Origin of the sequence: Belnapia moabensis DSM 16746, from assembly GCF_000745835.1 — a bacterium.
GTDB classification, from domain to species: domain Bacteria; phylum Pseudomonadota; class Alphaproteobacteria; order Acetobacterales; family Acetobacteraceae; genus Belnapia; species Belnapia moabensis.
Window position 1 is genome coordinate 60,097 of record NZ_JQKB01000028.1, and the last position, 10,356, is coordinate 70,452.

Here is a 10,356-nt window from a genome sequence, read left to right on the forward strand (position 1 = left end):
CTCAGGCGAAGCCTTCGGCGGCCATGGTGCGCTGCACCGAGGGCCGGGCCTTCATCCGCTCGTAATGGGCGGCGACGTTCGGCGGCAGGGTCTTGTTCAGCCGCGCGGCCCACCAGAAGGAGACGTAGAAGAGCGCACTGTCGGCGAAGGAGAACTCGCCGAGCAGGTAGTCCTTGCCGGTCAGCGCCTTGTCGAAGAGGCCGAGGCCCTTCTCGAAGATCTCGATGCCGCGGGCCTTCACCGCCTCGTGGTCCGCCTCGTTCGGGGCGAAGTTGGAGGGGCGGAAAATGCGGGAGAAGCCCTGCATGTGCAGCGTGGCCACGGCGTAATCGGTGTATTCCAGCGCCTTAGCGAGGCCTTCGGCGTCCTTCGGCAGGAGCTTCGCCTCGGGGAAGGTGCTGGCGAGCCAGAGGGCGATGGCGGGGTACTCGGTCAGCACCGAGCCGTCGTCGCGCACCAGGGTCGGCACCTTGGACTTCGGGTTGATGCTGGTGAACTCGGGCTTGAACTGGGCGCCTTCCTTGGTGTTCAGCAGCGCCGCCTCGTAGGGCTTGCCGATCTCTTCCAGCAGCACATGGATGCCGATGGAGCAGGCGCCGGGGGCGTAGTAGAGCTTCATGGGGGGTTCCTCCGCAGTCGTGTCGGCGGCAGATGAGCCGAGGCGCGGGCGGGCGGCAAGGGGGATTCGGGGTGGGTTCAGGCCACCGGAGTGTTACGCTATGGTGGCACGCCAGACCCCAGTCACAACGGAACGGGCGCAATGCCATCCTCTCCCGAGACCACCATCAGCGTCACCCGCACCAGGGCGCCGCAGCGCCGGCCGGAGGATGCCTCCCTTTCCTTCGGCAAGGTCTTCACCGACCATATGTTCCTGATGGAATACGAGGAGGGTCGCGGCTGGCACAGCCCGCGCGTCGTGCCCTACGGCCCGCTGACGATGGACCCGGCGACCTCCGTGCTGCATTACGGCCAGGCGGTGTTCGACGGGCTGAAGGCCTTCCGGGGCGCGGACGGGCAGGTGCGGCTGTTCCGGGCGCAGCGGCATGCCGAGCGCCTCAACCGGTCCTGCGCGGCGCTCTGCATTCCGGAGATGGATGCCGGCCTCATCCGCCGCAGCTTCGAGGCGATCGTCGCCGCCGACCATGACTGGGTGCCGCGCAGCCCCGGCACCTCGCTCTACATCCGCCCGACGGTGGTGGCGACGGAGGTGATGCTCGGCGTGCATCCGGCGCATCGCTACACCTATTTCATCATCTGCTCGCCGGTAGGTTCCTACTACAAGGAGGGGGTGAAGCCGGTGCGCATCCTGGCGACGGACAAGTATGTCCGCGCCGTGCAGGGCGGGCTCGGCGAGGCGAAGACGGCGGCCAACTACGCCGCCTCGCTCTCGGCGCAACGCGACGCGGAGCGGCAGGGCTATACCCAGGTGCTCTGGCTGGACGCGATCGAGCGGCGCTGGATCGACGAGGTCGGCACCATGAACATCATGCTGCGCATCGGCGACGAGGTGATCACCCCGCCGCTCGGCGGGACCATCCTCGATGGCGTCACGCGGAATTCGGCGCTGACGCTGATGCGCGACTGGGGCCTCCGCGTCTCCGAGCGGCGCATCTCCATCGAGGAGGTGATGCGGGCCGGGCAGGACGGCTCGCTGCGGGAGATGTGGGGGACGGGGACGGCTGCCGTCGTCTCGCCGGTGGGCGAACTGGGCTATAAGGACCAGAAGATCGTCATCGGCGGCGGGCAGACGGGCGAGCTGACGCAGCGGCTCTACGACGCGATCACGGCGGTCCAGTACGGCCGCGCCGAGGACCCGCATGGCTGGACCAGCGTGGTTAAGGCGCCCGTCGCGGCCTGAGGCCAGGCTGGGGGCCCCTCTTAGGGGCCCCTAGCCAGTTCAGTTGAAAAGGGAGGAAACCGAGCTTTCTTCCGAGATGCGGCGCATCGCCTCGGCTAGCAGCGGGGCGATCGTCACCTGGCGGATGTTGGAGGAGACCCGCACCGCCTCCGTCGCCAGAATGCTGTCCGTCACCGTCATGTTCTCGATCGGCGAGGCGCCGACCCGCGCCACCGCACCGCCCGAGAACACGCCATGGGTGACGTAGACGGAGACGCCGGAGGCGCCGTTCTTGATCAACGCCTCGGCGGCGTTGCAGAGCGTGCCGCCCGAATCGACGATGTCGTCGACCAGGATGCAGTGACGGCCCTCAACCTCGCCGATCACGTTCATCACCTCGGAGACGCCGGCGCGGGGCCGGCGCTTGTCGATGATGGCGAGGTCGGTGTTGAGGCGCGACGCCATGGCGCGGGCGCGAACCACGCCGCCGACATCCGGGCTGACGACCATGAGGTCGCGGCCCTTGTAGCGCTCCATGATGTCGCGCGAGAAGAGCGGAGCCGAGAACAGGTTGTCGACGGGGATGTCGAAGAAGCCCTGGATCTGCGCGGCATGGAGATCCATCGTCAGCACGCGGTTGGCGCCGGCCGCGGTGATGATATTGGCGCAGAGCTTGGCCGAGATCGGCGTGCGGGAGCCGGATTTCCGGTCCTGCCGGGCGTAGCCGAAATAAGGGATCACGGCGGTGACGCGGCGGGCGCTGGCGCGGCGCAGCGCGTCGAGCGTGATCAGCAGCTCCATCAGGTTGTCGTTCGCTGGGTAGCAGGTGCTCTGCACCACGAAGACGTCCTCGCCGCGGACGTTCTCGTTGATCTCGACGAAGACCTCCATGTCGGCGAAGCGGCGGATGGAGGCGCTGGTGAGCGGCAGGCCGAGCGAGGCGGCTACCGCCTCGGCCAGAGGCCGGTTGCTGTTGCAGGCGACGATCTTCATGCCCGGCCGGACCCCTGTCTTTGTGCCGCCCGTGCCCATCGGCGGGGCGGACGGGAGATACCAAGCGGGAGGTGGCCTGTAAATCGCCATGCTCCGCCTGCGTGACATGGCAGGGACGCTTTCGTGACAACCGGTCGGAGATGAACCGGCCGCGATCTTAACCGGCCGGTAAGGCGGCATGCGGCAAATTCTGCCCATCGGCAAAAGGCTGATCGGGGAATGAGCGATGCATCGGCCATACGCGGCTGGGCGGGACCGATGAACGGGGTCATTGAAGGGCTGAAGGGCCTCGGCCGCGGGCGCCTGATCGCGCTCGGCGCAGTCGCCGCGGGCATCCTGGCCCTCCTCGCCGTCATGGCCTTGCGGGCGGGAGAGGTGCCGATGAGCCCGCTCTTCGGCGAGTTGGAGGGGCGGGATGCGGCCGCCGTCATCGCCGTTCTGGAGCGGCAGCGGGTGCCCTATCGCCTAGCTGCCGGCGGAACCCAGGTGCTGGCGCCGAGCGAGCAGGTGGCACGCCTCCGGCTGCTGCTGGCGAAGGAGGGCTTGCCCTCCGGCGGCGGGGTCGGCTGGGAAATCTTCGACCGGGCTGAAGGCCTCACCACCAGTCCCTTCCAGCAGGATGTGAACCGGCTGCGGGCGCTGGAGGGGGAGCTGGCGCGGACCATCCGCGGCCTCGCCGGTGTGCGAATGGCGCGCGTCCACCTGGTGCTTCCGAGGCGGGAGGCCTTCTCCCGCGAGCGGGGCGAGGCGCAGGCGAGCGTGGTGCTTGCCATGCAGGGGGCGCAGCGGCTGGACCGGGAGGGGGTGCAGGCGGTGCTGCATCTCGTCGCCACGGCGGTGCCGGGGCTGAAGCCGCAGCATGTCTCGATCGTCGATACCAGAGGCGAGTTGCTGGCGCGCGGCGGCCAGGCGCTGGCTGGTGCTGCCCAGGCCCTCAATCAGGAGGAGATGCGGCGGGCGCAGGAGATGCGCGTCGGCCGGGCGGTGGAGGAACTGCTGGAGCGCAGCCTCGGGCCTGGGCGGGTGCGGGCCGAGGCGACGGTGGAGATGGATTTCGACCGGGTGGAGACGCGCGAGGAGCGCTTCGATCCGGAGAACCAGGTGCCGCGCAGCACCCAGCGCGTGACCGAGCAGAACCGGGGCGCCGAGCCGCCGCCGACCTCGGTCGCCACCAACCTGCCGGGGCAGGAGGCGCAGGGTGGCGGCGGGGCGAGCAGCGAGAGCCGGCAGGAGGAGACGACGAATTTCGAGATCGGGCGCTCCAGCCGCTCGACGCTCCGGGAGCATCCGGTAGTGAAGCGGCTCTCCGTCGCGGTGCTGGTGGATGGCCTCGTCGAGGGCGGCACCTGGCGCGAGCGGACGCCGGAGGAGCTGGCGCGCATTGCCGCCCTGGTGCGCAGCGCCATCGGCTTCGACGAGCGGCGCGGCGACAAGGTCGAAGTCGTATCCATGCGCTTCGTCGAGGAGGCGGGCGGGCCGGCCGAGCCGCCGGGCTTCCTTGGCCTGCCCATCGCGCCGGCGCTGGCGACGCGGCTGATCGAGAGCGGGCTGCTCGCGCTGGTGGCGCTGGTCGCCATCCTGCTGCTCGGTCGACCGGTGATCGGGCGGGTGGCGGCGACCCTCGCGCCGCCAGCGCCGGCGCTTGCCGAGGGCGCGGCGGCGGAGGGCGAGGCATTGCTTGAGGGCGGCGAGGCCGGGCGGCTGCCTGGCGCCGAGGCGATGATCGACCGGGCGCAAATCGAGGGGCAGGTCCGCGCCTCGGCCATCAACAACCTGATCGAACTGGTGGAGCAGCACCCGGATGAGGCCCTCTCCGTGCTGCGCCGCTGGCTGACGCCCGAGGAGCCGGCCTGATGTCGAAGACCTTGCTCACGCGGCAGCAGAAGGCCGCGGCGCTGATGCTGGCGCTCGGCGAGGAGCATGCGGCGAAGCTGTTCGCCCGGATGCATGAGGACGAAATCCGCGATCTCTCGATCGCCATGGCGACGCTCGGCACGGTGGCCTCGGCGACGATCGAGGAGCTTTGCATCGATTTCGCCGAGCAGCTCGGCCAGGCGGGCTCGCTCACCGGCAGCTTCGAGAGCACCGAACGCCTGCTGCTCAGGACGTTGCCGCCGGACCGCGTGGCGCAGATCATGGAGGAGATTCGCGGTCCGGCGGGCCGCACCATGTGGGACAAGCTCGGCAATGTCAGCGAGGCCGTGCTCGCCAACTACCTGAAGAACGAATACCCGCAGACCGTCGCCGTGGTGCTGACCAAGATCAAGGCGGACCACGCCGCGCGCGTCCTCTCCCTGCTGCCCGAGGGCTTCGCCATGGAGGTCGTCATGCGGATGCTCCGCATGGAGACCGTGCAGAAGGAGGCGCTGGAGGGCGTCGAGCGCACGCTGAAGATGGAGTTCATGTCGAACCTCGCCCGCGCAGCGCGGCGCGATGCGCATGAGATGATGGCGGAGATCTTCAACAACCTCGACCGCCAGTCTGAGGCGCGCATCCTCACCGCGCTCGAGGAGCGCAACCGCGACAGCGCGGAGCGCATCCGCGGCCTCATGTTCACCTTCGAGGACCTTCAGCGCGTCAGCGGTGCCGGGCTGCAGGCGCTGCTGCGGGGCGTGGAGAAGGACAAGCTGGCGCTGGCGCTGAAAGGCGCCTCGGAGACCCTGCGCGAGATGTTCATGAAGAACCTGACGGAGCGGGCGGCGAAGCTGCTGCGCGACGACATCGCGGCGCTCGGGCCGGTGCGGCTGCGCGACGTGGACGAGGCGCAGGCGACGATCGTCGCCGTAGCCAAGGACATGGCGGCGCAGGGCACGATCCTCCTGCAGGACGGGCGGGACGAGGAGATGCTGCCGTGACGGACGGGTTCGAGCCGGTGCTGATGCTGGCGCGGCCGCGGGCGAGCGCGCGCGTCGAGATGCCGTTCGACGTGCCCGATCTCGACGCGCCACCACCGCCGCCGGAGGTTGAGCCGGCGCCCGATGCCGCCGCCATCGCCGCGGCGGAAGCGGCGGCCGAGGCGGCGGTGCGTGAGGCGATGCTGGAGGCAGCGCGTCAGGCGGGCTTTGCCGATGGCGAGGCGGCCGGACGCACGGCGGAGGCGGCGAGCCGGGCGGCGCGGGAGGTGGCGGTGCTCGAGGCCATCGCGCTGCGCCTGGCGGAAGCCGGGGACAATATTGGGCAGGCGGTGGATGCGGCGGCGACGCAGCTTGCCGGCGTGCTGCTCGCGGCGCTGGGCGCGGCGCTGCCGGTGGCGGCGGAGCGTTTGACGCCGGACAGCGCGGCTTGGCTCGCCGGGCGGCTGGCGCCGCTGCTGGAGGACGGGGTCGCGGTCGCCCTGCATGTCGCGCCGGGCCATGGCGAGGCGGCGGCGGCGCGGCTTGCCGACTCGCGGCTGCGCATCGCCGAGGATACGGCGCTGGCGCCGGGCGCGGTGCGGGCCGCCTGGCGTGGTGGCGGGGCGGAGTTCTCGCCCGAGGCCCAGCGGGCGGCGATCGCCGATCTGCTGCGCGGCTTCGGGCTGTCACCCATGACCGAGGAGAAATGAGCATGGCGGATCCCGCCGGTTTCGAGGCGATGAACCCGATGGAGGCCGCAGCGCCCCGTCCCTCCGGCAGTGGGCGGGACCTGGAGGCGGTCTATGACATCCCGGTGCAGGTGAGTGCGGTGCTCGGCCGCGCGACGATGCAGGTCTCGCAGCTGCTGAAGCTCGGGCGCGGGGCGGTAGTGGAGCTGGACCGCAAGCTGGGCGAGGCGGTCGACATCTACGTCAACAACCGGCTTGTCGCGCGCGGCGAGGTGGTGATGGTGGAGGACAACCGTCTCGGCGTGACGATGACCGAGATCGTCAAGGGTGACCGGGGGGTCTGAGCATGGCACGGCTCCTCATCATCGGCGCGCTGACGGCGGAGCTGGGCCTCGCGGCGCGCATGGCGAGTGCGAAGGGCGCGCGGCTGGCGCAGGCGGAGGGCGTCTCCTCCGGCCTCGAGCGGCTGCGGGCGGAGGGGGCCGACCTCGTCCTCTGCGAGGTGACGCATGATATCGGCTGGCTGGTGGAGCAGCTGGCGGCGGAGCGCATCGCCTGCTCGGTGATCGCCTGCGGGCGGAATGCCGATGCCGCCGCCGCAGTGCGGGCGATCCGCGCCGGGGCGAAGGAGTTTCTGCCGCTGCCGCCGGATGCGGAGCTGATCGCCGCCATGCTCGCCGCCGCGGCGGGCGAGACGGAGGCGCCGGTGCATCGCGACCCGGCCATGGCGGCGCTGCTCGGGCGGGCGGCGCAGCTTGCCGTGGCGCAGGCCAGCATCCTCATCACCGGGGAGAGCGGCACGGGGAAGGAAGTGTTGGCGCGGCACATCCATCGTAGCAGCAAGCGGGCGCAGGGGCCCTTCGTCGCGCTGAACTGCGCGGCGCTGCCGGAGGCGCTGCTGGAGAGCGAGCTGTTCGGCCATGAAAAGGGCGCCTTCAGCGGCGCCGTCGCGGCGCGGCGCGGCAAGTTCGAGCAGGCGGATGGCGGGACGCTGCTGCTGGATGAGATTGGCGAGATGGATCCGCGGCTGCAGGCGAAGATCCTGCGCGTGATCCAGGAGCGGGAGGTGGACCGGCTCGGCGGCGGCGCGCCCGTGAAGGTCGATGTGCGGCTGCTGGCGGCGACCAACCGGGACCTTGCGGCCGAGGTGCAGGCGGGACGGTTCCGGGCCGATCTCTATTTCCGGCTGAACGTGCTGTCGCTGCATATCCCGCCGTTGCGCGAGCGGCCGCTCGACATCCTGGCGCTGTCCGCGCATTTCGCCCGGCGCTTCGCCGAGGCGAACGGGCTGCCGGTGCGGGCGCTGTCCCCGATGGCCGAGGCGCTGCTGCTCTCGCATCCCTGGCCCGGGAATGTACGGGAGCTGGAGAACACGCTGCATCGTGCGGTGCTGCTGGCGCAGGGCCCCGCCATCGGGCCGGAGGCGGTTGAGCTGACGCCGCTGCCTCCGCCGGCGGTGGCAGCCGTAGAGGCGAAGCCGGGTGCCGCAGCGCCTGCGGCGAAGGGGGTGGGCGGCCTGGTCGGGCGGAAGGTCGGCGAGGTGGAGCGGGACCTTATCCTCGAGACGCTGAGCCACTGCCTCGGCAACCGTACGCGGGCGGCGGAGATCCTTGGCATCTCCATCCGCACGCTGCGCAACAAGCTGCATGAGTACCGGGCGCAGGGCGTCGCGGTGCCGGCGGCGCATCCTGCCATGCCTTGGGCGATGGAGGGCTGAACCATGGGCAGCATCGTGCTTCCGGCCTGGCTCGGGCGGCTGCAGCCGGGGGGCGACGTGACCTTGGCTGTCGGCGTCGCCCTGCTGCTGGCGGTACTGGTGGTGCCGCTGCCGACGCTGCTGCTCGATGCCGGGCTGGCGCTGTCCATCACCGTCTCGGTGCTGGTGCTGATGGTGGCGCTGTTCCTGCGCTCGCCGCTGGAGTTCACCGCCTTCCCGCAATTGCTGCTGCTGACGACGCTGCTCCGCCTCGCGCTGAACGTTGCGACGACGCGAACCATCCTCAGCCATGGGCATGAGGGGCCGGAGGCGGCGGGGCATGTGGTCGCGGCCTTCGGCGGCTTCCTCATGGGCGGCGACGTGATGGTCGGGATGATCGTCTTCGCCATCCTGCTCATCGTCAACTTCATGGTGGTGACGAAGGGTTCCGGGCGCATCGCCGAGGTGGCGGCGCGCTTCAGCCTGGATGCGATGCCGGGCAAGCAGATGGCGATCGATGCCGATCTTTCGGCCGGCATCATCGACGAGGCGGAGGCGAGGCGCCGGCGGGGTGAGCTTGAGCAGGAGAGCGCCTTCCACGGCGCCATGGACGGTGCGGCGAAGTTCGTCCGCGGCGATGCGATCGCGGGCCTCATCGTCACGGTGGTCAACCTGCTGGGGGGCTTGGGCATCGGCGTGCTGCGCCATGGTATGCCGATCGGCGAGGCGGCGACGACCTTTGCGACGCTGACGGTGGGTGACGGCCTCATCAGCCAGATTCCGGCGCTGCTGATCTCGGTGGCGGCCGGCATCGTTGTCACCAAGGGCTCGGGCAAGGAGCGGGCGGATGAGGTGATGGGGCGGCAGCTCGGCAGCGGCTGGAAGCCGATGGCGCTGGCCTCCGGCGCCGCCGGCTTCCTCGCACTGATGCCGGGGATGCCGCTGGCTCCCTTCCTCGCCCTTGCGGCGGGCGGCGGGGCGCTGGCCCTGAACCGGCGGCAGGCGGAGCGAAAGGCGGCCGAGGCGCCGCCGCCCGCTCCGCCGCCACCGGGCGAGCCGCCGGTTGCCGAGGCCTTGCGGCTCGACCTGCTGCGGTTGGAGCTGGGCTACGGGCTGCTATCCCTCGCCGCTGGCGAGGCGCCGCGGCTGACGGAGCAGATCAAGAGTCTCCGTCGAACCATGGCGAGCGAGATGGGCTTCGTGCTGCCGAGCGTGCGCATCCAGGACAACCTCGAACTGCCTCCCGACGAGTATGTGCTGCGGGTGAAGGAGATCGAGGCGGCGCGCGGCAGGCTGCGGCCGCCGCTGCATCTGGCCATCGATCCCTCGGGCCAGGTGCCGGCGATGCCGGGCGAGCGAACCAACGAGCCGACCTTCGGCCTGCCCGCGCTCTGGATCGAGGAGGCGCTGCGCGACGAGGCCCTGGCGCGGGGCTGCACCGTGGTCGATTGCGCGGGCGTGCTGGCGACGCATCTGACGGAGACTGTGCGCGACACCATGCCGGAGCTGCTCTCCTTCGCCGAGACGCAGAAGCTGCTCGACGAGCTGCCGACGGAGCACAAGAAGCTCGTCGCCGATGTCATCCCGGCGCAGATCAGCCTCGGCGCCTTGCAGCGGGTGCTGCAGGCGCTGCTGGCCGAGCGGGTCTCGATCCGCGACCTGCCGACCATCCTCGAAGGGGTGCAGGAGGCGGTGTCGGGCGGGGCACGGGGCATGGGGGCGATCCTCGCCACCGTTCGCGCGCGCTTGGCGCGGCAACTGTCGGAGGCGGCGCGGGGGCCGCAGGGCTATGTGCCGCTGGTGCCGCTCTCGGCGGAGTGGGAGCTGGCCTTCGCCGAGAGCCTGACCGGGCCGCCGGAGGAGCGGCAGCTCGCCATGGCGCCCTCGCGGCTGCAGGAGTTCATGCAGCGGGTGCGGGAGGTGCTGGACAACGCCGCGGGCGAGGCGCCGGTGCTGGTCTGCTCGGCCGGCATCCGGGCGCATGTGCGGGCGATCGTCGAGCGCTTCCGCCCCTCGACGGTGGTGCTGAGCCATCTGTGGACGCCCCCTTCAGGGCAAGGGAAAACTTCAGGATTGCCGTGACGCGTAGTCGGATGCTGCCATCTGTCCGGCCTCTTTTGCGGCCATGGACCGCCGGCCTGCATGGGAGTTCGCGGATCGGGTCCACATCAGACCGGCGTACTCGGGGTACGTTGGCTCTACCTGGTTCTCCCGACCCCGTCTCACCGACTGTTGCGCCATGACCTCCTTGCGCTCGCCCTACGCCTCGGTGGCTGCCGGCCGTGGCGGACTTACGCCGCCACAGCC

9 protein-coding genes are annotated in these 10,356 nt (G+C 70.7%); 7 read left to right on the top strand and 2 right to left on the bottom strand.

Annotated features, from left to right (window positions below; translation table 11 throughout):
* Position 1 precedes the first annotated feature (1 nt).
* On the bottom strand, positions 2 to 619 hold the full coding sequence (locus tag EP26_RS17930; protein ID WP_043340564.1) for a glutathione S-transferase family protein: 618 nt from the start codon (positions 617 to 619) through the stop codon (positions 2 to 4).
* Between the two features lie 141 nt (positions 620 to 760).
* Between EP26_RS17930 and EP26_RS17935 the strand changes: the two genes are divergently transcribed.
* A complete protein-coding gene (locus EP26_RS17935) occupies positions 761 to 1,858 on the top strand; it encodes a branched-chain amino acid aminotransferase (protein WP_043340566.1) in 1,098 nt (365 codons plus the stop codon).
* Positions 1,859 to 1,897: 39 nt separating this feature from the next.
* On the opposite strand, the gene EP26_RS17940 is transcribed toward EP26_RS17935, so the two are convergent.
* A complete protein-coding gene (locus EP26_RS17940; RefSeq protein WP_043340567.1) occupies positions 1,898 to 2,830 on the bottom strand; it encodes a ribose-phosphate pyrophosphokinase in 933 nt (310 codons plus the stop codon).
* A 258-nt stretch (positions 2,831 to 3,088) separates the two neighbouring features.
* On the opposite strand from EP26_RS17940, the gene fliF reads away from it, so the two are divergent.
* The 6 genes from fliF to flhA are packed head-to-tail and all read left to right on the top strand — an operon-like array spanning position 3,089 to position 10,131.
* Positions 3,089 to 4,684 (top strand): flagellar basal-body MS-ring/collar protein FliF, encoded by a 1,596-nt coding sequence (fliF, locus tag EP26_RS17945; protein WP_043340570.1) that lies wholly within the window; start codon positions 3,089 to 3,091, stop codon positions 4,682 to 4,684.
* A complete protein-coding gene (gene fliG, locus EP26_RS17950; RefSeq protein ID WP_043340571.1) occupies positions 4,684 to 5,685 on the top strand; it encodes a flagellar motor switch protein FliG in 1,002 nt (333 codons plus the stop codon). Before fliF ends, fliG begins: the two co-directional genes overlap by 1 nt.
* The gene (locus EP26_RS17955; RefSeq protein ID WP_043340573.1) at positions 5,682 to 6,374 is read left to right on the top strand and encodes a FliH/SctL family protein; all 693 of its coding nucleotides are present in this window, start codon (positions 5,682 to 5,684) and stop codon (positions 6,372 to 6,374) included. Before fliG ends, EP26_RS17955 begins: the two co-directional genes overlap by 4 nt.
* 29 nt (positions 6,375 to 6,403) lie before the next feature.
* The gene (gene fliN, locus EP26_RS17960; RefSeq protein WP_052389335.1) at positions 6,404 to 6,697 is read left to right on the top strand and encodes a flagellar motor switch protein FliN; all 294 of its coding nucleotides are present in this window, start codon (positions 6,404 to 6,406) and stop codon (positions 6,695 to 6,697) included.
* A 2-nt stretch (positions 6,698 to 6,699) separates the two neighbouring features.
* Positions 6,700 to 8,070 (top strand): sigma-54 interaction domain-containing protein, encoded by a 1,371-nt coding sequence (locus EP26_RS17965; RefSeq protein ID WP_043340576.1) that lies wholly within the window; start codon positions 6,700 to 6,702, stop codon positions 8,068 to 8,070.
* Between the two features lie 3 nt (positions 8,071 to 8,073).
* Positions 8,074 to 10,131, top strand: coding sequence for a flagellar biosynthesis protein FlhA (gene flhA, locus EP26_RS17970; RefSeq protein ID WP_052389333.1), 2,058 nt, complete (start codon positions 8,074 to 8,076; stop codon positions 10,129 to 10,131).
* Positions 10,132 to 10,356 lie beyond the last annotated feature (225 nt).

What these genes read in the sequence shown, in the direction of transcription:
- EP26_RS17930 (WP_043340564.1), bottom strand. Translation starts at nt 619, where the DNA reads ATGAAGCTCTACTACGCCCCCGGCGCCTGCTCCATCGGCATCCATGTG.
- EP26_RS17935 (WP_043340566.1), top strand. Translation starts at nt 761, where the DNA reads ATGCCATCCTCTCCCGAGACCACCATCAGCGTCACCCGCACCAGGGCG.
- EP26_RS17940 (WP_043340567.1), bottom strand. Translation starts at nt 2,830, where the DNA reads ATGAAGATCGTCGCCTGCAACAGCAACCGGCCTCTGGCCGAGGCGGTA.
- fliF (WP_043340570.1), top strand. Translation starts at nt 3,089, where the DNA reads ATGAACGGGGTCATTGAAGGGCTGAAGGGCCTCGGCCGCGGGCGCCTG.
- fliG (WP_043340571.1), top strand. Translation starts at nt 4,684, where the DNA reads ATGTCGAAGACCTTGCTCACGCGGCAGCAGAAGGCCGCGGCGCTGATG.
- fliN (WP_052389335.1), top strand. Translation starts at nt 6,404, where the DNA reads ATGAACCCGATGGAGGCCGCAGCGCCCCGTCCCTCCGGCAGTGGGCGG.
- EP26_RS17965 (WP_043340576.1), top strand. Translation starts at nt 6,700, where the DNA reads ATGGCACGGCTCCTCATCATCGGCGCGCTGACGGCGGAGCTGGGCCTC.
- flhA (WP_052389333.1), top strand. Translation starts at nt 8,074, where the DNA reads ATGGGCAGCATCGTGCTTCCGGCCTGGCTCGGGCGGCTGCAGCCGGGG.